Here is a 22,264-nt window from a genome sequence, read left to right as displayed (position 1 = left end):
CCATGGTCATCGTTATCGGACTCGGCAAAACCGGACTCTCCTGCGTCGACTACTTCCTCGGCCGTGGTGTCACCCCACTGGTGATGGACACTCGCGCCAACCCGCCCGGCAAGGATCAACTACCTGCCGAGGTGGAACTCATTTACGGGCTGGATGGTGAGCGACTCAAACAGGCGCATATGATCGTCGCGAGCCCGGGCATTGCCCTGGCTACCCCTGAATTGAAAGCGGCTGCCGAATGTGGTGTGCAGATCGTCGGCGATATCGAGTTGTTCGTTCGCGAGACCGAGACACCGGTCATCGCCATCACAGGTTCCAATGGCAAGAGCACTGTCACGACCCTGGTGGGTGAGATGATTGCCGAAGCCGGGCTCAAGGTGGGCGTGGGCGGCAATATCGGTACGCCTGCGCTGGAGCTGCTCAAGCAGCCGATGGATCTCTGCGTACTGGAGCTCTCCAGCTTCCAGCTGGAGACCACTCACAGTTTGCGTGCTGCTGCCTCTGTGGTGCTGAACCTCTCTGAAGATCACATGGATCGCTATCAGGGTATGGCCGACTACCGCGCCGCCAAGATGGAGATCCATCAGCACTCCAAACACATTCTGGTCAATCGCGACGATCCCCAGACTTTGCCCGATGTGGGTCAGGTGTGGCAGAGCTTCGGTCTTGACTGCAATGGCTATGGCCGCTGCCTGCTGGATGGCCGCTACTGGTTGACCCTGCACGGCGAGCCGCTGCTGGCGGTGGACGAGATGAAGATCGTCGGTGCCCACAATCAGGCCAACGCGCTGGCCGCCATGGCGCTGTGCGATGCGGTCGGCATTCCCCGCGCTGCCCAGCTCACCGTGCTGCGCCGCTTTGAAGGCTTGCCCCACCGTGCCCGTTTCGTGCGCGAAGTGAACGGGGTGCGCTGGATCAACGACTCCAAAGCCACCAACGTGGGAGCTACGCTAGCTGCCGTTGCCGGTGTGCGCGAGTCGGTCAAGGGGCGCCTGTTGCTGCTGGCCGGTGGTCAGGGCAAGGGGCAGGATTTTGGCCCGATCCAGGCGCTGCTGGGCAACCAGATCGATCACATGTACTGCTTCGGTCAGGATGCCGAGGTGCTGCTGGCGCTGGGCGAGCAGACCGAACGGGTGGCCGACCTGGCCACTGCGGTTGCCAAGGCGGCTGCCGATGCCAAGCCCGGTGACTGGGTGCTGCTGGCGCCAGCCTGTGCCAGCCTCGATCAGTTCAAGTCGTTCGAGGTGCGTGGCGATCGCTTTACCGAGATGGTGATGGCGCTATGAATGTCCTTCGCGCAGCCGCAGGTCTGTTCCAGCGCTGGCTATTGCCGGCGCGCCCTGCCGGCCTCTATGACCGGCAGTTGGTGTTGCTGGCGCTCTCCCTGATGGCGGTCGGGGTGGTGATCGTGGCATCAGCCTCGATCCCGGAGGGGATCTCCCTGGGGGATGATCCCTTCATGTTTGTGAAGCGTCACGCCATGTTTCTGGTGATGGCGCTCGGTATCTCCTGGTTTGTGTTGCAGGTGCCGATGGCGCGCTGGCAGGAGTACAACGGACCCATGCTGTTGCTGGCCATTCTGCTGCTGGTACTGGTGCTGGTGGTCGGGCGCAATGTCAACGGTGCGGTGCGCTGGCTGCCACTGGGCCCCTTCAACCTGCAGCCGGCCGAGTTTGGCAAGCTGGCCCTATTCGTCTATCTAGCCGGTTATCTGGTGCGGCGTCAGAACGAGGTGCGTGAAGCCTGGCTTGGCTTCCTGAAGCCCTTGGCAGTATTCGGGGTGTTGGCGATCCTGTTGCTGCTGCAACCGGATCTGGGGTCGACCGTGGTGATGTTCGTCACCTCGTTCGGCATGCTGTTTCTGGCTGGCGCCAAACTGTGGCAGTTCATGATCCTTATCGGTGGCGGTCTTGGTGGGGTGATCATGCTGATCATCGTCGAGCCATACCGGATGCGTCGGGTGACCTCTTTTATGGATCCCTGGGCCGATCCGTTTGGCAGTGGCTACCAGTTGACCCAGTCGCTGATGGCGTTTGGCCGTGGCAGCTGGTTTGGCGAAGGGCTCGGCAACTCCATCCAGAAGATGGAGTACCTGCCGGAAGCGCATACCGACTTCGTGTTTGCGATCCTCGGCGAAGAGCTGGGTTACGTCGGGGTACTGGGCGCCCTGTGTCTCATCTTTGCGTTGGCGATCAAGGCGTTGAAGCTGGGGCATCGCGCCCTGCAAGCCGACCGCCTCTATGATGGCTATCTGGCTATCGGTATCGGCATCTGGTTCAGTTTCCAGACTTTCGTCAACGTTGGCGCAGCCAGCGGCATGATGCCGACCAAGGGGTTGACCCTGCCGCTGGTCAGTTACGGTGGCTCGAGTCTCATCATCATGACAGTGGCGGTGAGCATGTTGATTCGAATCGATTTTGAGTTGCGTCAGGCGACTGCCCAGGCGCGCGTGCGGGAGGTTTAGTGAGCAAGACTCTGTTGGTGATGGCAGGTGGTACCGGGGGGCATGTCTTTCCCGGTCTGGCCGTGGCCGATCGCCTGAAGGCCCAGGGCTGGACTGTCCACTGGCTCGGCACTGCCGACCGGATGGAGGCGGAACTGGTGCCAGCCCACGGTTATCCCATCTCCTTCATCGATATTCAGGGGGTGCGTGGCAACGGCATCAAGCGACTGCTGGTGGCGCCCTATCGCATCGTCAAATCGATCCTGCAGGCGCGTCAGGTACTCAAGACCGTTCGTCCTGATGTGGTGCTCGGCATGGGCGGTTTTGCTTCCGGCCCGGGTGGCGTGGCTGCCTGGTTCTCCGGCATCCCGCTGCTGCTCCATGAGCAGAATGCCGCTGCCGGCATGACCAACAAGCTGCTGGCCCGTATCGCCAGGCGGGTGTTGATGGCATTTCCGGGCGCCTTCGCGCCGAGCCGCCGTACCGCCGTGGTAGGCAATCCGGTGCGTCCCGAAGTGGTCGCCCTGCCGGATCCGCAGCTTCGCAGCGAAGCCGAGCCGCTGCATCTGCTGATCGTCGGTGGCAGCCTGGGTGCCCGGGTGCTCAACCAGCAGGTACCCGCTGCGGTGGCGGCGGCTGGTGTGCCTATCGAGGTGCGTCACCAGTGTGGCAAGGGCAATGCCGAGACGGTGTCTGCTGCCTATGCCCAGCACGGCATCAATGCCGAGGTGAGTGAATTTATCAAGGATATGGCCAGCGCCTACGCCTGGGCCGACCTGGTGGTCTGCCGTGCCGGTGCCCTGACCGTTTCCGAAGTGGCTGCCGCCGGTGTGGCCGCCATTTTCGTGCCATTGCCCCATGCGGTGGATGATCACCAGACCCGTAACGCCTTGACCCTGGTCGACGGCGGTGCAGCCGAGTTTCTGCCCCAGTCCGAGCTGAATACCGCATCGCTGGCGGCGCGCCTGACCTGGTTGGCTGGTCGCCGGGAGACCCTGTTTAACATGGCGAAAGCGGCTCGCCGCGTCGCTATCACCGATGCGGCCGAGCGGGTTGCAGATGAGTGCAAACAGCTCGCAACCGGGCAGCGTGGTAAAGATTAATGAGCAAGGTTGCAGTGGTGACACCGTGCAACCTTGTACCTGTATGTATTGATGCCGCTGTGCAGCCGAGCTTTGACGGTACATGGCCTGCGGCAGACTAAAGAGACGATTATGACCAAGGTTGAACTGGCAAAACTGCGTACTGTGATCCCCGAAATGCGCCGCGTGCGTCGCATCCACTTTATCGGCATCGGTGGTGCCGGTATGGGCGGGATCGCCGAAGTGCTTGCCAACGAAGGGTATCAGGTAACGGGTTCGGATCTGGCTCGCAATGCTGTGACTGAACGGTTGGCCGGACTGGGCGCTCACATCTTCGTCGGTCACAGTGCCGAACACGTTGAGGGTGCCAGCGTGGTGGTGGTCTCTACCGCCATCAAGCAGGACAACCCGGAGCTGCTGGCCGCCCGCGAGCTACGTATTCCGGTGGTTCGTCGCGCCGAGATGCTGGCCGAGCTGATGCGTTTCCGCCACGGTATCGCCATCGCCGGTACCCACGGCAAGACCACCACCACCAGTCTGGTGGCGAGTATCTATGCCGAAGCCGACCGCGACCCGACCTTCGTCATCGGTGGCCTGCTCAACAGTGCTGGCACCAATGCCCGCCTGGGCAGCAGCCGCTACCTGATTGCCGAGGCGGACGAGAGCGACGCCTCTTTCCTGCATCTGCAGCCGATGGTCTCTATCGTGACCAACATCGAAGCGGATCACATGGACACCTACGGCGGTGACTTCTCCAAGCTGAAGGCCACCTTCATCGAGTTTCTGCACAATCTGCCCTTCTACGGACTGGCGGTGGTCTGCATCGATGATCCGGTGATCCGTGGCATGTTGCCCGAGATTGCCCGTCCGACCCTGACCTATGGCCTCTCCGACGATGCCGATGTGCAGGTGCTGGATTTTGTCCAGACCACCAACCACAGCTGCTTCCGTGTTCGCCGCAAAGAGGCGGGCGAGCTGCAGGTGACCCTCAATTTGCCGGGTATTCACAACGCATTGAACGCTGCAGCGGCGATAGCTGTCGCGACAGAGGACGGTGTTAGCGACGAGGCCATCATCTCTGCACTGGCCAAATTTGAAGGGGTCGGTCGTCGCTTCCAGCAGTATGGCGAGTTTGAAACCGGTCGCGGCAAGGCGATGCTGGTGGACGATTACGGACACCACCCGAGCGAAGTGAAGGTCACCATCAATGCCGCCCGTGCCGGTTGGCCCGAGAAGCGTCTGGTGATGGTGTTCCAGCCCCACCGTTATACCCGCACCCGCGACCTCTACGAGGACTTCGCCGATGTGCTCTCCAAGGTTGACGTGCTGGTGATGCTGGAGGTTTATGCTGCCGGTGAGGAGCCGATCCCGGGCGCTGATGGACGGGCACTGTGCCGCTCCATTCGCTCGCGTGGCAACCTGGAACCCATCTTCGTCGCTACACCGGATGACGTGCCAGCCGTGCTGGCCGACCTGATCGGCGAGGGGGATTTGGTGCTGACTCAAGGCGCCGGGAACGTCGGGGCACTGGCCCGTCGTCTCGGAGAGATGAAATTGAGCATAGATAGCATGAAATCTGGCGCCTGAGGGCCCAATGAGTATTTTGACCGCCAAGCCGGGGCCTATATAATGGCGAACCGGTCTGTCAAAGGCCGGTTTAGCGCGTTACACGGGGATCGATCGGGTGGAGGCAAGGGCACAGGGGCGCACCAAGGGTGGCTTCATCGCAGGGGTAGCGTTTTTCCTGCTGGTGATATGGGGCTGCTACCGGACGGCGCTGGATGTTAAAGGTTGGCTGACAGATGCCAACCGGTTGCCCATGAGCGAGCTGTTGCTGCAGGGGCAACACCAGTATTTGCAAACTGAAGAGCTGCGGATGGCCGTGCTGGATGGCGCCGAGCTGCGCAACTTCTTCGAATTGGACGTCAATGAATTGCAGGCAAGGCTCAATGCCTTGCCATGGGTGGCCTCGGTATCGGTACGCAAGAAGTGGCCGAACAAGATCAAGGTCTACCTGACGGAACAGGACGTAGCGGCGCGCTGGAACGGCAACCGCTTCGTCAACACCAAGGGCAAGGTGTTCAGCGCCCCGGATCGGGTCAAGACGCCGCTGATGCAGTTGTCGGGGCCGGATGATCAGGCCGCCCGGGTGTTGAAAGAGAGTCGGCAGTACGAGTCGCAACTGGCTGCCAAGGGATACAAGTTGCTGGGGGTGAATCTGACCCCCCGCCATGCCTGGGAACTGACCCTGGATGGCAATATCAAGCTGTTCCTGGGACGCAATGACATTGCGCTCCGGTTGCAGCGGTTTATCGATGCCTTCCCGGTTATCGAACCCCGTGCGCAAGTCGCCTACGTGGATCTTCGATACGACACCGGAATGGCAGTTGGCTGGAAGAAGAGCGAAGAGAAAGTGCATGACCAACACCGCAGATAGGAATTTGATTGTCGGACTGGATATCGGCACAACCAAGGTGGCGGTTCTGGTCGGGGAAGTATTGCCGGACGGTGAACTGAACGTCATCGGTATGGGCAGTCACGCTTCTCGCGGAATGGAGAAGGGCGGGGTCAATGACCTCGACTCCGTGGTCAAGTCACTGCGCCGCGCGGTGGAAGAGGCCGAGATGATGGCAGATTGCCAGATCAGCTCGGTCTATCTGGGGTTGTCCGGCAAGCATATCGACTGCCGCAACGAGACCGGTATGGTGCCCATCTCTGATGAAGAGGTGACGCAGGAGGATGTGGACAACGTGATCCACACCGCCAAGTCAGTTCGCCTCTCCGACGAGCTGCGCGTGCTGCATGTCCTGCCTCAGGAGTTTGCGATCGATTATCAGGAAGGGATCAAGAATCCGGTCGGCCTCTCCGGTGTGCGGATGGCGGCCAAGGTTCACCTGATCACCTGCCACAACGACATGGCTCGCAACATTGAGAAGTGTGTGGAGAAGGTCGGTTTGCGCGTGGATCAACTGATCTTCTCCGCGCTGGCCTCCAGCTATGCCGTGTTGACCGAAGACGAGAAAGAGCTGGGTGTCTGCGTGGTGGACATCGGTGGCGGCACCATGGACATGTCGCTGTTTACCGGCGGTGCCCTGCGCCACACCAAGGTGATCCCGTACGCTGGCAGCACTGTGACCAGCGACATCGCCTATGCCTTCGGCACGCCGCCGCTCGACGCGGAAGCGATCAAGGTGCGCTACGGTTGCGCCCTCGGTCGTCTGGTCAGCAAGGAAGACAATATTGAAGTACCCAGTGTCGGCGGTCGCCCGGCGCGCAGCCTGCAACGGCAGACACTGGCTGAAGTGATTGAGCCCCGTTACACCGAGTTGCTCTCCATGGTGAATGATGAGCTGGTGCGGGTACAAAGCGAGTTGAAAGCGCAGGGGGTCAAGCATCAGCTGGCAGCCGGTGTGGTCTTGACCGGCGGCGCTGCCCAGATTGAAGGCATTGTGGAGTGTGCAGAGCAGATCTTCCAGAGCCAGGTCCGGGTGGGAGAGCCCATGAACATACGTGGTTTGAGTGATTACGTGCAGGCACCGGTGTACTCGACTGCGGTCGGGTTGCTGCAGTACGGCCGCACCCATCAAGCCACAGGTAGCAACAAAGAATATGCCGCCAAGGCAAGCGTCGGTGGCCTGGTCAAACGGGTTAGCAACTGGCTGCGTGGCGAGTTCTAAGAATTTTGCTGAGTCAGGCAAATAAAGCGGAGAGACAACATGTTTGAATTTATGGATAGCCACACTGACGAAGCCGTCATTAAAGTGATCGGTGTAGGTGGCGGCGGCGGTAACGCTGTCGAGCACATGGTTCGTCAAAATATTGAGGGTGTTGAGTTTATTACCGTCAACACCGATGCCCAGGCACTGCGTAACTCCAGCGCCAACACTACCCTGCAGATCGGCGGTGGCATCACCAAGGGTCTGGGTGCCGGAGCCAATCCGGAAGTGGGTCGTGATGCGGCCATGGAAGATCGCGAAGCACTGCGTGAGCTGCTGACCGGTTCCGACATGGTGTTCATCGCCGCCGGTATGGGTGGTGGTACCGGTACCGGTGCTGCGCCGATCGTGGCCGAAGTGGCCCGCGAGATGGGCATCCTGACCGTTGCTGTGGTGACCAAGCCGTTCTCCTTTGAAGGGAAGAAGCGGATGGGCTTCGCTGCGCACGGTATCGAAGAGCTCTCCAAAAATGTTGACTCCCTGATCACCATCCCCAACGACAAGTTGCTGAAGGTGCTGGGTCGCGGTATCTCCCTGCTGGACGCCTTCAAGGCTGCCAACGATGTACTGCTTGGTGCGGTACAGGGCATTGCCGAGCTGATCACCCGTCCGGGCTTGATCAACGTCGACTTCGCGGACGTGCGTACCGTAATGCGCGAAATGGGTACCGCCATGATGGGTACCGGTTCCGCCTCCGGTGATGACCGTGCCGAAGAAGCGGCCGAGAAAGCCATCTCCAGCCCGCTGCTGGAAGACGTGGATCTGGCCGGTGCCCGTGGCATCCTGGTCAACATCACCGCCGGTATGGACATGACCATCGAAGAGTTCGAAACCGTGGGTAACGCGGTCAAGGCCTTCGCTTCCGAGAACGCCACTGTAGTTGTGGGTACCGTAATCGATCCGGAAATGCACGACGAGCTGCGTGTGACCGTGGTTGCTACCGGTATCGGTGCCGAGCGCAAGCCGGACATCACTCTGGTTAAGAGCAGCCAGGTGCAAGAGCGTCCGGTGCGTCAGCCGCTGGTTAGCGACATGATGCAAGGCCGCGTGATGGACGAAGCCCCGGCCAAGGTGGTCAACGCCGAACCGCAAGCCCGTCGTGAACCGGATTACCTGGATATTCCGGCGTTCCTGCGCAAGCAGGCAGACTAAGCCTCTTATGGCTCTTGTTTGTTTGTTGTTCAAGGAATGTGCTAAGATGGCCTGCCAACGACCATCTGGTCCGGATTTTAAGCTGTTTAGGGTACACCCATGATTAGACAAAGAACCTTGAAAACGAGTGTACAGGCGACTGGTGTCGGCCTGCATTCGGGCCGGAAAGTCACCATGACGTTCCGTCCGGCGCCTGTGAACACAGGAATCGTTTACTTGCGTACCGACCTGAATCCTGTGGTGGAGCTGCCAGCCAATGCCGATCAGGTGCGCGATACCGTGCTCTGTACCGCTCTGGTCAACGAAGCCGGTGTCCGTGTCTCTACCATTGAGCACCTCTCCGCCGCGCTGGCCGGGATGGGGATCGACAACCTCTATGTCGAGGTTGACGCGCCCGAGATCCCGGTGATGGACGGCAGTGCGCATCCCTTTATCTACCTGCTGCAGGAAGTCGGGATCCGTGAGCAGAATGCTGCCAAGCAGTTTGTGCGGATCAAGAAGAGCATCCGGGTTGAAGACGGCGACAAGTGGGCGGAATTCCACCCCTATCGCAACGGCTTCAAGATGGATCTCGAGATCGATTTCCAGCATCCGGTCTTTGAAGGTCGCAATCAGCGTTGCGTACTGGATTTCTCCGGTGCCTCCTTCGTGAAAGAGATCAGCCGTGCCCGTACCTTCGGGTTCATGCGTGATATCGAGTACCTGCGTTCCCAGAACCTGGCGCTGGGCGGAAGCCTGGAAAACGCCGTGGTACTGGACGACTATCGGGTGCTGAACGAAGACGGTTTGCGTTATGAGGACGAGTTCGTCAAGCACAAGATGCTGGACGCGATCGGTGACCTCTACATGTGTAACCGCAGCATCATCGGTGAGTTCCGTGCCTACAAGACCGGACATGCCCTGAACAACAAGCTGCTGCGTGCCTTGCTGGCCGAGCAGGAGGCTTGGGAACTGGTGACCTTCGAGGGTGAGGGCGACAAAGCGCCTATCGCTTACTACGATAACGGTCTGGTTCTGGCCTGATAGCTGTGCAACGGAACGTCGGTCCTCTCTCCGCACCGACGTTCCGTCATTTGTTTACTCCATCCTTTAATACCGATTATCTCCCGGTTTTATTTCCCGTGCAGGCTCCTGGCCGCACCTGACCGAGCAGACTGATTTCTATGAGCATTACCCTGATCCTCCACGGCAAGCAGCGACGCAAGTTGCACCTGCCCAAACAACGTCTGGCCTGGGTCGGCGGTATTCTCTTCTCCCTGTTGGCCCTTGGTGGTGGTTGGCTCTGGCAGAGCTGGCACCAGAAAATGGAGGCGCTGGAAGTGGCGCTTGCCGTTGCCGAGCAACAGTCCGTTGACCAGAGTGGTGACGAAGCCCGTGAACAGTTGGCGATGCTGGCTGCTCAGGTGGGCACCATGCAGGGTCAGCTTGGCCGTCTCAATGCCCTCGGTGAACGATTGACCGAGCAGGCCGATCTCGATCCCGACGAGTTCAATTTCAAAGAGCTGCCCCCCATGGGCGGCCCTTCTTATGATGAAGAGTTGGAAGTGAGCCTCAACGAGCTGCAGGCCTCGATGAAACACCTCAGCCAGCAGCTCAGCAGCCGCGAAGAGCAGCTGTCGGTACTTGAATCTTTCATCATGAATCACCATATCACCGATGCCGGTTTTATTTCCGGCACGCCAGTCAAACAGGAGCGAGTTTGGGTCTCGTCCGGGTTTGGTGGACGGGTCGATCCGTTCAACGGGCGTGCCAAGATGCACAAAGGGGTCGATTTCCGTGGCAAACCCGGAACCCCGATTCTGGCCACTGGGCCCGGCATTGTCAGCTGGGCGGGCCGTCATCCGGAATTTGGCAATATGGTGGAGATTAATCACGGCAATGGCCTGGTCACCCGCTATGCCCACAACTCCAAGTTGTTGGTCGAGGTGGGCACCCTGGTTGATCAGGGTCAGAAGATTGCCTTGATGGGACGCACCGGTCGCGCGACCGGGGTTCATTTGCATTACGAAGTGTTGAAAGATGGTCGTCAGGTCAACCCCGCACGCTTTCTCAGTGCCAGACGGGGTTAGGTTTTTTTCTTCAGGTTCCAGTGACGGAACGCTTTTATAACCAGAAATAGTTGGTACCCATGATTAGCACACTGCTTACCAAGATTATCGGCAGCCGGAACGACAGAACGCTCAAGGCTTTGCGCAAAATTGTAAAACAGATCAATGCCATGGAGCCGCAGTTCGAGGCTCTGTCCGATGCCGAGTTGCAGGCCAAAACGGCTGAGTATCGTCAGCGTATCGAGCAGGGTGAGACCCTGGAGCAGTTGCTGCCGGAAGCGTTCGCGACCGTGCGTGAAGCCTCCAAGCGGGTGTTTGGCATGCGCCACTTCGACGTGCAGCTGATCGGCGGCATGGTGCTGAACTCCAACCGCATCGCGGAAATGAAAACCGGTGAAGGTAAGACTCTTACTGCGACTCTGCCAGCTTACCTGAACGCCCTGAGTGGCCGCGGCGTCCACGTGGTGACGGTGAACGACTATCTGGCCAAGCGTGATGCGGAGGCGAACCGCCCGCTGTTTGCCTTCCTCGGCATGACCGTCGATTGCAACGTGCCTGGCATGGATGCGTCCCAGAAGCGTGACGCCTACGCCGCCGACATCACCTACGGTACCAACAACGAATTCGGTTTCGACTACCTGCGCGACAACATGGCGTTCTCGCCTGAGCAGCGCGTACAGCGCCCGCTCAACTACGCGCTGGTGGATGAGGTGGACTCGGTGCTTATCGATGAAGCCCGGACTCCGCTCATCATCTCCGGCCCGGCTGAAGACAGCTCAGAGCTCTATATTCGCGTCAACAAACTGATCCCGCTGCTGGTCAAGCAGGACAAGGAAGACACCGAAGAGTACACCGGCGACGGTCACTACACGGTGGACGAGAAGAACCGTCAGGCCCTGCTGACCGAAAACGGTCAGATCTTCGTGGAAGAGCTGCTCAAGAAAGAGGGGCTGCTGGACGAGAACGACTCCCTGTTCTCCGCCTCCAACATCAGCCTGCTGCACCACGTCAATGCAGGTCTGCGTGCTCACACCTTGTTCGAACGCAACGTGGACTACATCGTCCAGAAAGACGAAATCGTCATCGTTGACGAGCACACCGGCCGTACCATGCCGGGTCGTCGCTGGTCCGATGGTCTGCATCAGGCCGTTGAAGCGAAGGAAGGTGTGAAGATCCAGAACGAGAACCAGACGCTGGCATCCATCACCTTCCAGAACTACTTCCGTCTCTACAACAAGCTGGCGGGGATGACAGGTACTGCAGATACAGAAGCCTTTGAATTCCAGCAGATTTATGGCCTGGATACCGTGGTTATCCCGACCAACAAGCCGATGGTGCGCAAAGACATGGGCGATCTGGTCTACCTGACCGCCAATGAGAAGTATGCCGCCATCATCGAAGATATCCGTCAGTGCGTGGCCAAGGGCCAGCCTGTACTGGTTGGTACCGTCTCTATCGAGAACTCCGAGCTGCTCTCCGGCATCCTGACCAAGGAGAAGATCCCGCACAAGGTGCTGAACGCCAAGTTCCACGCCATGGAAGCGGAGATCGTCGCCCAGGCCGGTCAGACTGGTGCGGTCACCATCGCCACCAACATGGCGGGTCGTGGTACCGACATAGTGCTCGGGGGCAACTGGCAGGCGGAGATCGCCAAGCTGGAGAACCCGACCAGCGAGCAGATTGCCGAGCTGAAAGCCGCCTGGCAGGTGCGTCACGATGCGGTGCTGGCCGCCGGTGGTCTGCACATTATCGGCACCGAGCGTCACGAATCCCGTCGTATCGACAACCAGCTGCGCGGCCGTTCCGGTCGTCAGGGTGACCCGGGCTCCTCCCGTTTCTACCTCTCCATGGAAGATACCCTGATGCGGATCTTCGCCTCCGATCGCGTGACCGGCATGATGAAGAAGCTGGGCATGGAAGAGGGCGAAGCCATCGAACACCCCTGGGTCACCAAGGCGATCGAAAATGCCCAGCGCAAGGTGGAAGGTCGCAACTTCGACATCCGCAAGAGCTTGCTGGAGTTTGACGATGTGGCCAACGACCAGCGCAAGGTGGTTTACGAGCAGCGTAACGAGCTGCTGGATACCAACGATATCTCCGAGACCATCCACGTTATCCGTGATGATGTCTACGGCAGCGTGATTGACGAGTACATCCCGCCCCAGTCTCTGGAAGAGATGTGGGATGTGCCGGGTCTGGAAGCGCGCCTGAAGGCAGACTTCGCGCTGGATCTGCCGCTGCAGCAGTGGCTGGCGGAAGATGACAAGCTGTATGAAGAGAAGCTGCGCGAGCGCATTCTGGACGAAGCCACCAAGCTCTATGCCCACAAGGAGGAGCTGGTTGGCAAAGAGGTGCTACGCAACTTCGAGAAGGCAGTGATGCTGCAAACTCTGGATGGTCTGTGGAAAGAGCATCTGGCGGCCATGGATCACCTGCGTCAGGGCATCCATCTGCGCGGCTACGCCCAGAAGAACCCCAAGCAGGAGTACAAGCGCGAATCCTTCGATCTGTTCACCCAGATGTTGGAAACCCTCAAGCGCGACGTGGTCAGCATCCTGAGCCGTGTTCAGGTGCAGGAGCGCGATGTGGAAGCGATGGAAGAGCAGCAGCGCCAGCAGGCGGAAGCCGCTCCCCGTACCTACACCCATGCCGCGGCTGAGAGCCAGCTGGCCGATGAACAGGCCGCAGGTGAAGAGGGCCACACCACCTTCGTGCGCGATGAGCAGAAGGTTGGTCGCAACGATCCCTGCCCGTGCGGTTCAGGCAAGAAATACAAGCATTGCCACGGTCAGTTGACCTGATCGACGCTATGCCATAACAGGCGGGCCAAGAGCCCGCCTTGTTATTGGTGGCAACAAGCGAACAGAGGTAATTGATGGAACAGAAAAAACGGATCTGGGTGGCGGTTGGTGTCATCGAGAATGAACGGGGCGATATCTTCATCGCCAGACGCTCCTCCGATCGCCATCAGGGGGATCGCTGGGAGTTTCCCGGTGGCAAGGTGGAGTCCGGTGAGGATCTGCTGACTGCGCTGGATCGGGAGCTGTGGGAAGAGATCGGCATCCGGGTATTGGATTGTGCCCCCTTTATGGAACTGCAGCACGACTACCCCGAGAAGCAGGTGTTGCTGGATATCTGGAAGGTGACCCGTTTCAGCGGCGAGCCGTTCGGCAAGGAGGGGCAGGAGTGTCTGTGGGTGCCGGTGGCCGAGCTGCACAACTACCACTTTCCCGATGCCAACGGTCCGATTGTCGCGCGGCTTCAAGGCCTGCTGGTTTGAACCGGTTGCAAAAACAAGCATCAAAAAAGGGCCCATCGGCCCTTTTTTATTTTATAGCGGAGAGTGACCAGGGGCTTATAGCCACTGATCGCCCTCTTCCTGCTCTGGCAGCAGATCCGGGTTGATCTCCCCGGGTATCCGTTTCTCTTCATCAGCCCACTCGCCGAGATCGATCAACTGGCAGCGTTTGCTGCAGAAAGGTCGGAACGGACTCTGCGAGCCCCACTCCACTTCGCTCTGACAGGTCGGACACTTTACCTTGGTGACCATAAGCCCTCCTTAGCAGCAGGCGAGCTGGAATGGCACGTCGCCAATCGGCTGTTCTGCGGTGGGCAGAAAGCGCAGGGCGAAGCGGTTCTTGTGGCCGCTCAGGGTTGGGTAGCAGAACAGATTGCCCGGCAGCTTGATGCGGATCAGCTCGGCGCTCTCGGCGGTGTCCTGGAAGAAACCGTTGCTGGCAACCTGCTCGCTGAAGCTGCCCGATTCACGCCACAGACGCAGCAACAGGGTGATGGCGTTCATCAGCAGGGTGATGTCGCTAAGCCAGCCCTGCATCTGCTGGTGACGGGTGATGGCCGGGGTTCCGAGCCAGTGGTGCAGCTGGGGCACGTCGAAGGCACACAGACCACCCGGGATGGAGAAGCGCTGGCGAATGGAACCGAGCAGACGATCCTCTTTCAGGCGGGCTCCCGGGCGTGGCGAGTTGAGCAGGTTGCGGGAGAGCTGGCTGCTCTCTTGCTGCATCTGTTTGATCTGCTCCAGATCGACGTCGGGCAGGCTGGCCCAGTGGCTCAGACGTTGGCCGAGACGCTCCAGATCCTTGATAAGGTCAGCGCGCAAGTCACCACGCTCCAGCAGCTCCTGCAGATCGAACAGCCCTTTGAAGAAGGCGATATGGGCCCAGGATTGCTCGCTCTCCAGATTGTCGCGAATTTGGGAAAACAGGGACTCCAGACGCAGGTAGGTCCGGCTTTTTTCATTGAGGGGAAAATCGTAAATCATGCCTAATCCTGGCCAGCCATAAACCGGCCTAGTGTACTCACTGTTGACGGGGTTGTTGAGAGGCAAATGCCAGATATGTCTCGTGCAGTGCCAAAATCCGCGTTTTTATCGCCATTTCGCTGCCATTGGCGTTCTCGATGACATCATCCGCCGCAGCTAGCCGTTCTTTCCGGCTGGCCTGTGCTGCGATGATGGCTCTGGCCTGCTCGGTGCTGACGCCATCACGACGGCAGGTGCGCTCAATCTGGGTCGCTTCGTCCACATCGATCACCAGCACCCGGTCGGCGAGGCCGGTGAGTTTGTTCTCCACCAGCAGCGGCACCACCAGCAGGCAGTAAGGAGAACTGGCTGCGGCACACTGGCGCAGCATTTCACTGCGAATCAGCGGATGGAGCAGTGCATTGAGCCACTCCTTGGCCTGCGGGTCGCTGAAGACCCGCTCGCGCAGGGTGCGACGGTCGAGTTGACCGCTCGGCTCAATCACATCCGGGCCAAAATGGTCGGCGATGGTGGCAAGGGCCGGGGTGCCCGGCTCTACGACCTCGCGGGCGATCACATCGGCATCCACCACCTCGATACCCAGTTCGGCAAACTGATTGGCGATGGTGGTCTTGCCACTGCCGATACCACCGGTAATAGCAACTACATACATGGGGGGCCTCTTGCTCAAAGCAGGGTAGAGAGATACCAGTTGGTGATGGTATCGCCCCACAGCAGGGCAATCCAGCCCGCGATGGCGAGGTAGGGGCCGAAGGGGATGGGCTTGCCCTGATGGTGTTTGTGCAAGGCGATCAGGCTGATGCCGATCACGGCGCCGACCAGGGATGAGAGCAGCAATATGATCGGCAGCGCCTGCCAGCCGAGCCAGGCACCCAGCGCCGCCAGCAGCTTGAAGTCGCCATAGCCCATCCCCTCCTTGCCGGTGAGCAGCTTGAAGGCCCAGTAGAGGCTCCAGAGCACCAGATAGCCGACCATGGCGCCAATCACGGCATCCGCCAGCGGTACGAAGCCACCTGCCAGATTGAACAGCAGACCGCCCCACAGCAGGGGCAGGGTGAGCTGATCTGGCAGCAACATCTTGTCGAGATCGATAAAGGTGAGGGCCACCAATACCCAAGTCAGCAGCAGGGCGCCCAGTGTGCCCCAGCCCGGCGTTATGACCATGGCAACGGCCACCGAGAGCAGGGCTGTTATCAGCTCTACCAGCGGATAGCGGGCCGAGATGGGCGCCTGACAGTCGCGGCAACGCCCCTTGAGCCAGAGCCAGCTCATCAGCGGAATGTTCTCGATGGCGGTAATGGGGTGACCACAGTGAGGACATGCGGAGCGCGGTACCATCAGGTTGTAGCGCTCTGGTGCGATGGCCTCTTCGTCGGGGGAGAAGTAGCTGCGATACTCGGCCTGCCACTCTCGCTCCAGCATGATGGGCAGGCGGTGGATCACTACGTTGAGGAAACTGCCGATCATCAGGGAAAAGATAAAAACCAGCGAAAAAAAGATCCATGGCAAGCCGTGAGCCAGCTCGAGAAGAAGTGTCATAACCAACCGTCAGTTATTGAATGAGTGAAGGGCATGGCTTTGGCTCCATGCCCTGATGAATCAACCCACCACGTCGCCAAGTTTGAAAATGGGCAGGTACATGGCGATAACCATGCCGCCGACCAGCACCCCGAGCACCACCATGATGAGGGGTTCCAGCAGGCTGGTAAGGCCATCGACCAGGTCGTCCACCTCTTGCTCGAAGATGGTGGCAACCTTGGAGAGCATATCATCGATAGCGCCGGACTCCTCGCCGATCATCACCATCTGGATCACCATGTCTGGGAAGAGATCGACGGTGCGCATTGCCACGTTGATCTGCATACCGGCCACCACCTCGTTGCGAATGGCCATAACGGCGGTGCGATAGACATAGTTGCCGGAGGCTCCGGCCGCCGAGATGAGTGCATCCACCAGCGGGATACCGGCCGAGAAAGTGGTTGAGAGTGTGCGGGCAAAGCGGGCCATGGCCGCCTTGTGCAGGATCATACCGACCACCGGGATGGTGAGCACAAACTTGTCGGTATTGTCCCTTACCTTCTGGGAGGCGCGCCAGGCGCGTACATAGAGGAAAATGGCGAGCGCAGCTCCGCCGAAGAAGACATACCACCAGTTCTGCATAAAGCGTGAGATGCCGATGACAAACTGGGTGAACACCGGCAGCTCGGCGCCAAAGCTCTTGAAGATATCCTCGAACTGGGGGATGACGAACAGCAGCAGGATGGAAGTCACCACTATGGCCACCAGAATAACCATGGTGGGATAGAACATGGCCTTCTTGATCTTCGACTTGAGCGCTTCCGACTTTTCCCGATAGGTGGCGATACGGTCGTAGATGGTCTCCAGCGCACCGGATTGCTCCCCCGCCTCAACCAGATCGCAGTAGAGATCGTCAAAATGGCGGGGATGGCGGCGCAACGCCTCCGACATGGGGGTTCCGGTCTCAACATCGGAGGCGATCTCACCCATCAGCTCGCGCATGGCGGCTTTCTCGTGGCTGCGGGCGATGATCTGCAGGCTTTGCACCAGCGGTACGCCAGCGGAGAGCATGGTGGTGATCTGGCGGGAGATAATCGCGATATCCATCGGCTTGATCTTGGCGCCGCCCTTGGAGAAGAGCCCCTGGGATTTTTTGGCCACCTTGGTGACGTTTACCCCCTGCTTGCGCAGCTCCGCCTTGACGGTATTGATGCTGTCAGCCTGCAGCTCGCCGGAGACCTTCTGCCCCTTGCGATTGACCCCGTGCCAGCGGAAGGCGAAGACTTTTTTCGGGGTGTTGTTCTTTTTCGTTAGGGTTGCCATCTTTGCATCCTGCAATTGGGCGGATGGTCAGGGAGCCCCTGAACCATCTGACCTGATAAATATCCTCAAACGGCTTGGCACCATCTGGTCGCTTGCTGGTAGATCATCTTGCTCGCATCTTGGCGAGGTTTAATTGGTGGTGACCCGGTTGACCTCGGCCAGGCTGGTGACACCGAGCCGTGCCTTCTCCAGTCCCGAGGTGCGCAGGGTGCGCATGCCCTCTTTCTGGGCAATCGCCGCAATTTGCAGGGAGTTGGCCCCCTGCATGATCAATTTTGCGATATTTTCCGACATTAGCATGATTTCGTAGATGCCGACTCGCCCCTTGTAGCCACCGGAACACTCCTTGCAACCAACCGGTTTGAACAGTCGCAAGCCGGCTGCCAGCTGCTGTGGGGTAAAACCCAGTTCCAGCAGCTCGGCTTCCGGCACTACCTCCGGCGCCTTGCAGTGGTCGCAAAGCTTGCGGGCCAGCCGCTGGGCCATGATCAGGGTGACCGAAGAGGCAATATTGAAGGCGGGCACCCCCATATTCATCATCCGGGTCAGGGTTTCGGCAGCCGAGTTGGTATGCAGGGTTGAGAGCACCAGGTGGCCGGTTTGTGCCGCCTTGATGGCGATCTCGGCGGTTTCGAGATCCCGTATCTCCCCCACCATCACCACATCCGGATCTTGCCGCAAGAAGGAGCGCAGAGCGCTGGCAAAGGTGAGCCCCGCCTTGGGGTTGACCTGTACCTGGTTGACGCCCGGCAGATTGATCTCCACCGGATCTTCGGCGGTGGAGATGTTTACCTCGGTGGTGTTGAGAATATTGAGGCCGGTATAGAGCGAGACCGTCTTGCCCGAGCCGGTGGGGCCGGTGACCAGTATCATCCCCTGCGGTTTCGAGAGGGCTCGCAGGTACTGTGCCTTCTGGCGGTCGTCAAAGCCAAGCTGCTCGATATTGAGGCGGGCCGCCGAGGAGTCGAGCAGACGGATAACGATCTTCTCCCCCCACATGGTGGGCAGGGTGTTGACCCGCATATCCATAGACTTGTTGCGCGATAGCTTCAATTTGATGCGGCCATCCTGCGGCAGCCGCCGCTCGGCGATATCGAGCCGCGCCATCACCTTGAGGCGGGCAGAGAAGCGGTTGGCCAGATTGACCGGCGGGGTTGCGATTTCGTGCAGAATCCCGTCGATGCGAAAGCGCACCCGATATTTGAACTCATAGGGCTCGAAGTGCAGGTCGGAGGCACCGCGCTTGATGGCATCCATCAGGATCTTGTTGATGTACTTGACGATGGGGGCGTCGTCATCGGCGGTATTGACGCTCTCGTCCAGCCGGCTGTTCTCGTCGCTTACCTCGAGGTCGGAGATCTCGGCCTCGTCGATATCCTCCATGCCGAGGGCGTCGTTTTCGCTCTCCAGCAGCTTGCCGATGGCGGCGGTGAGCTTGTTCTCCTCCACCAGCAGCGCCTCGGTATGGAGCCCGAAGCTGAAGCCGAAGTCCTCAAGGGCCGAGACATTGGTCGGATCCGACATGGCGATATAGAGGGTGTGGCCCTGGGTATAGATGGGCAGGACGTGGTGCTTCTCAATCAGCTTCTGATTGAGGTACTTCTGCGGGATCTCGGCCAAATCGAAGGCGGCAAGATCCAGCAGAGGTACCCCATACTCCAGCTCGCAAAAATCGGCGAGCGCCTTGCTGTCGAGGATGTCGTTTTCTATCAGAAAGGTCACAAAGGGTTTGCGCTGGGCCTTGGCCTGGCTCAGATAGCGCTGGGAATCCTCTTCACTGATCAGTGAAGAGGCGGCCAGGCTTAACGCCAGGCCGCTATTAGGGCTAGAGGTCATTATTTGACAGGGCAGTAGTCACCAGAGTTAGGACAAGTCATAGTCCAAGTAACAGGTGGTGTTGTTGTTACTGTACTGGTTAATACAACAGTATCGCTTGTGGCAAGAGGTGATAAAACCGTACCATCTTTCGGTGCAGAAGTAATTGTAAACACGTTTGCATTCACGGCAACAGTAGTGGTTATGTTGCCTTGAGTACTAACCCCACCAGATGCAGCAGTGATATCTGCTAACGTACATGTTCCTTTTGTCTGTGCACATAGCTCCACTTGTGTTTTAAATGCGCCGGTTGCGGCAGCAACCTCAGTCATTTTGGCTTTTTTGGTGTAGTTCTGATACGCCGGCAGCGCGACGGCGGCCAGAATGGCAACGATCGCGACCACGATCATCAATTCAATAAGGGTAAAGCCTGATTGTTTCTTCATTTTGCTGTTCATGGAAAATATCCTTTTATCCTTGGTTCCTGGGAAGTGCCGGTGGAAAATCATCTGCACGTCAGTATCTTATCCGAGCTGTCAGGGGTGGCAACAGAGATTGTCCATTTTGTTAATCACACTTCTTTCATTTAGCAAAAACTTGATGCGTGTCATAAAAGAAGTGGCCTCCTATGACTCTTTCTATGGCCGAATTAGGGTCCGTCTGTACACTCCTTTGCCGAGGGATCCTGCATAAAGAAAAGGCGCCTCTGGCGCCTTTTGCAAGTTGTTTGTCCGGTTATATCGAGTGTTTGCTCAAGCCTGTGGGGGGCGTCTCACTGTTGGATAAAGCGCATGGAGAGATCGAGTGCCCGCACATGCTTGGTCAGTGCCCCGACCGAGATAAAATCGACGCCGGTGGCGGCAAACTCGGCCAGAGTGTCGAGGGTCACATTGCCGGAGACCTCCAGCTTGGCGCGGCCCTGATTGATGGCGACCGCTTCTCGCATCATGGTCACGTCGAAGTTGTCGAGCATCACGATATCGGCCTTTGCCGCCAGCGCCTGCTTCAGTTCTGCCAGTGATTCCACTTCCACCTCCACCGGTTTGCCCGGATTGAGATGACGAGCCTCATTGATCGCTTCGGCAATGCCGCCACAGGCGAGGATATGGTTCTCTTTGATGAGGTAGGCGTCGTAGAGACCGATGCGGTGATTCTTGCCACCACCGCAGGTGACTGCGTACTTCTGGGCGGTGCGCAGCCCGGGGATGGTTTTGCGGGTGTCGAGCAGGCGGCAGTCAGTGCCCTCCAGCTCTGCCACATAGCGGGCGGTGAGGGTGGCGACGCCGGAGAGGGTCTGGACAAAGTTCAGCGCATTGCGTTCGCCGGTCAGCAGCAGGCGGGCAGGGCCATGGAGGCGGAACAGCTCCTGATTGGGGGAGAGCACTTCGCCATCCTGCACCAGCCACTCCACCTTCACTTCCCCACCGAGCTGGGCCTTCAGTTGCAGGAAGACTTCATCCACCCAGGGCTGGCCGCAGAACACACCGGCCTCACGGGTGATGACCCGGGCGCTGGCCATCCGATCCGCCGGGATCAGCTGGGCGGTGATATCGGCGCTGGCGTCAGGTTGGTCCAGCGTGGTGAGGGCATCGCCCAGATCTTCGAGTAGTGCGGCGCGCACGGCGCGGCTGACATCCTGTTGAAACATGCCTTATTCCTGCAAGGGTCTGAGCAGCAGTTGCCGCTCCTTTTGAACCAGCTCCAGCCGACCGAGGGCGTTCATGCCAACCAGCACTTCGTCACCGTCTGCCGCCGGATTGATAAAGATGGCCAGATCGTACAAGGTCAATGGCCCCATCGCCAGTGTTTCGATGGTGCCGTTGCCGACCCGGATCTGTCCCGCGGCAGTATTGACCTGGCTGCTGCCATAAGCGGTCAGGCCGAGCCGCTCGGCAACCTGCTGCGGAATGGTGATGCGGGTTGCGCCGGTATCGAGCAGCAGTTGCACCGGCTGGCCGTTGATGGCACCCTCCAGACGATAGTGGCCGCTCTGGTCGGCCCGCAGCAACAGCTCGCCGCTGGCAGTGACACTTGGTTGGTTGCGGGAGTGAAAATAGAGGGTCAGCAGGCCCATCAAAGAGAGCCAGGCCAGTAACCACATCCAGCGAGCCGTGTGCTGCATACTCCATCCATATCGAGCGGAAGATGACTCAGCCTAACATACCACTTCCCATTGATTCAGTGAGTTGGTGCCGGGTTGCCTATCAGGTATCTTCGTTTTCTCGCCATTTATCAGCCAACTCGAGTAGCCGATGACTCAACTCGCTTCGCAACCTTGTTTCTCTATCGATGCCGCAGGCTGGTGCCAGCAGGCGCGCCGGGTGCCTTCTCCCCATTACAACGAACGGGCAGCGCCAGATGATATCTCCCTGCTGGTGGTGCATGGCATCAGCCTGCCGCCGGGGGAGTTTGGTGGCCCCTTTATCGACGATCTCTTTATGGGGCGACTCGACCCTGAGGCTCACCCCTATTTTGCCGGTATCCATCAGCTGCGAGTCTCGGCCCACTGCCTGATCCGCCGTGATGGCGAGCTGGTGCAGTATGTGCCGTTTGGCGCGCGCGCCTGGCATGCGGGAGTATCGAGCTGGCAGGGGAGGGAGGCATGCAATGACTTCTCCATCGGCATCGAGCTGGAAGGGACCGACGAGACCCCCTATACCGAGGCTCAATACCGGGCGCTCGTGGGGCTCACCCGAGCCATCTCGGAGCGCTATCCGGCCATCACCCACGAAAAAATTGTCGGCCATTGCGACATCGCGCCAGGGCGCAAGACGGATCCCGGAGCCAGTTTCCAGTGGGATTACTACCGGCAACTACTAAACAGCTAAAGTAAATATTCAAATTTAGTTTGGATTTTAAAATCAATGGCTTGCCTATCTGGCAGG

General features: G+C 59.1%; 21 protein-coding genes. 12 read left to right on the top strand and 9 right to left on the bottom strand.

The annotated features are described in order from the left end of the window. Positions 1-2 precede the first annotated feature (2 nt). The 11 genes from murD (at position 3) to mutT (ending at position 13,721) form a co-directional block, all read left to right on the top strand. On the top strand, positions 3-1,286 hold the full coding sequence (gene murD / locus G5168_RS12715; protein ID WP_421172510.1) for a UDP-N-acetylmuramoyl-L-alanine--D-glutamate ligase: 1,284 nt from the start codon (positions 3-5) through the stop codon (positions 1,284-1,286). Next, a complete protein-coding gene (ftsW, locus tag G5168_RS12710) occupies positions 1,283-2,464 on the top strand; it encodes a cell division protein FtsW (protein ID WP_421172509.1) in 1,182 nt (393 codons plus the stop codon). The genes murD and ftsW overlap by 4 nt, the downstream gene beginning before the upstream one ends. Then, positions 2,464-3,546, top strand: a complete 1,083-nt coding sequence (gene murG, locus G5168_RS12705; RefSeq protein ID WP_421172508.1) for an undecaprenyldiphospho-muramoylpentapeptide beta-N-acetylglucosaminyltransferase — start codon at positions 2,464-2,466, stop codon at positions 3,544-3,546. The genes ftsW and murG overlap by 1 nt, the downstream gene beginning before the upstream one ends. Before the next feature lie 111 nt (positions 3,547-3,657). Next, positions 3,658-5,112 (top strand): UDP-N-acetylmuramate--L-alanine ligase, encoded by a 1,455-nt coding sequence (gene murC / locus G5168_RS12700; protein ID WP_005336150.1) that lies wholly within the window; start codon positions 3,658-3,660, stop codon positions 5,110-5,112. 97 nt (positions 5,113-5,209) lie between these two features. Continuing rightward, positions 5,210-5,962 (top strand): cell division protein FtsQ/DivIB, encoded by a 753-nt coding sequence (locus G5168_RS12695; RefSeq protein WP_421172507.1) that lies wholly within the window; start codon positions 5,210-5,212, stop codon positions 5,960-5,962. Then, positions 5,943-7,202 carry a cell division protein FtsA gene (gene ftsA / locus G5168_RS12690; RefSeq protein WP_005336148.1) on the top strand — a complete coding sequence of 420 codons (1,260 nt, stop codon included), beginning with the start codon at positions 5,943-5,945 and terminating at the stop codon, positions 7,200-7,202. The genes G5168_RS12695 and ftsA overlap by 20 nt, the downstream gene beginning before the upstream one ends. A 39-nt stretch (positions 7,203-7,241) precedes the next feature. Then, a complete protein-coding gene (ftsZ, locus tag G5168_RS12685; protein ID WP_005336147.1) occupies positions 7,242-8,393 on the top strand; it encodes a cell division protein FtsZ in 1,152 nt (383 codons plus the stop codon). 99 nt (positions 8,394-8,492) lie between these two features. Continuing rightward, positions 8,493-9,416 carry a UDP-3-O-acyl-N-acetylglucosamine deacetylase gene (lpxC, locus tag G5168_RS12680; protein WP_005336146.1) on the top strand — a complete coding sequence of 308 codons (924 nt, stop codon included), beginning with the start codon at positions 8,493-8,495 and terminating at the stop codon, positions 9,414-9,416. Between the two features lie 140 nt (positions 9,417-9,556). Beyond that, positions 9,557-10,462, top strand: coding sequence for a M23 family metallopeptidase (locus G5168_RS12675; protein WP_005355107.1), 906 nt, complete (start codon positions 9,557-9,559; stop codon positions 10,460-10,462). 59 nt (positions 10,463-10,521) lie between these two features. Beyond that, a complete protein-coding gene (secA, locus tag G5168_RS12670; RefSeq protein ID WP_204482309.1) occupies positions 10,522-13,242 on the top strand; it encodes a preprotein translocase subunit SecA in 2,721 nt (906 codons plus the stop codon). Between the two features lie 74 nt (positions 13,243-13,316). Further along, positions 13,317-13,721 (top strand): 8-oxo-dGTP diphosphatase MutT, encoded by a 405-nt coding sequence (mutT, locus tag G5168_RS12665; protein WP_227341823.1) that lies wholly within the window; start codon positions 13,317-13,319, stop codon positions 13,719-13,721. Positions 13,722-13,796: 75 nt separating this feature from the next. Here mutT and yacG read toward each other — a convergent pair whose 3' ends face one another. The 9 genes from yacG to G5168_RS12620 form a co-directional block, all read right to left on the bottom strand. Further along, the gene (gene yacG / locus G5168_RS12660; RefSeq protein ID WP_216952204.1) at positions 13,797-13,991 is read right to left on the bottom strand and encodes a DNA gyrase inhibitor YacG; all 195 of its coding nucleotides are present in this window, start codon (positions 13,989-13,991) and stop codon (positions 13,797-13,799) included. A gap of 9 nt (positions 13,992-14,000) precedes the next feature. Further along, the gene (zapD, locus tag G5168_RS12655; protein WP_227341824.1) at positions 14,001-14,723 is read right to left on the bottom strand and encodes a cell division protein ZapD; all 723 of its coding nucleotides are present in this window, start codon (positions 14,721-14,723) and stop codon (positions 14,001-14,003) included. Between the two features lie 37 nt (positions 14,724-14,760). Further along, on the bottom strand, positions 14,761-15,375 hold the full coding sequence (coaE, locus tag G5168_RS12650; RefSeq protein WP_227341825.1) for a dephospho-CoA kinase: 615 nt from the start codon (positions 15,373-15,375) through the stop codon (positions 14,761-14,763). 14 nt (positions 15,376-15,389) lie between these two features. Then, positions 15,390-16,262: a prepilin peptidase gene (locus G5168_RS12645; RefSeq protein ID WP_421252299.1), complete on the bottom strand. Its 873-nt coding sequence runs from the start codon at positions 16,260-16,262 to the stop codon at positions 15,390-15,392. 60 nt (positions 16,263-16,322) lie between these two features. Next, complete coding sequence (locus G5168_RS12640; RefSeq protein WP_227341827.1) at positions 16,323-17,564, bottom strand: type II secretion system F family protein; 1,242 nt, start codon at positions 17,562-17,564, stop codon at positions 16,323-16,325. Between the two features lie 129 nt (positions 17,565-17,693). Further along, positions 17,694-19,400 (bottom strand): PilB family type IVa pilus assembly ATPase TapB, encoded by a 1,707-nt coding sequence (tapB, locus tag G5168_RS12635; protein WP_416034850.1) that lies wholly within the window; start codon positions 19,398-19,400, stop codon positions 17,694-17,696. Then, on the bottom strand, positions 19,400-19,837 hold the full coding sequence (locus tag G5168_RS12630; protein WP_421252298.1) for a pilin: 438 nt from the start codon (positions 19,835-19,837) through the stop codon (positions 19,400-19,402). The genes tapB and G5168_RS12630 overlap by 1 nt, the downstream gene beginning before the upstream one ends. Before the next feature lie 314 nt (positions 19,838-20,151). Beyond that, entirely contained in the window at positions 20,152-21,027 is an 876-nt protein-coding gene (gene nadC, locus G5168_RS12625) for a carboxylating nicotinate-nucleotide diphosphorylase (RefSeq protein ID WP_421252297.1), read from the bottom strand. A 3-nt stretch (positions 21,028-21,030) separates the two neighbouring features. Continuing rightward, positions 21,031-21,501: a retropepsin-like aspartic protease family protein gene (locus tag G5168_RS12620; protein ID WP_005336129.1), complete on the bottom strand. Its 471-nt coding sequence runs from the start codon at positions 21,499-21,501 to the stop codon at positions 21,031-21,033. 130 nt (positions 21,502-21,631) lie between these two features. On the opposite strand from G5168_RS12620, the gene ampD reads away from it, so the two are divergent. Next, positions 21,632-22,207: a 1,6-anhydro-N-acetylmuramyl-L-alanine amidase AmpD gene (gene ampD / locus G5168_RS12615; protein ID WP_421231503.1), complete on the top strand. Its 576-nt coding sequence runs from the start codon at positions 21,632-21,634 to the stop codon at positions 22,205-22,207. The last annotated feature ends 57 nt before the right edge of the window (positions 22,208-22,264 follow it).

Origin of the sequence: Aeromonas sp. 600724, assembly GCF_049175135.1 — a bacterium.
Lineage (GTDB): Bacteria > Pseudomonadota > Gammaproteobacteria > Enterobacterales > Aeromonadaceae > Aeromonas > Aeromonas veronii_A.
Note: the sequence above shows the minus strand (reverse complement) of the source record. Positions and strands in the feature narration are given on the sequence as shown.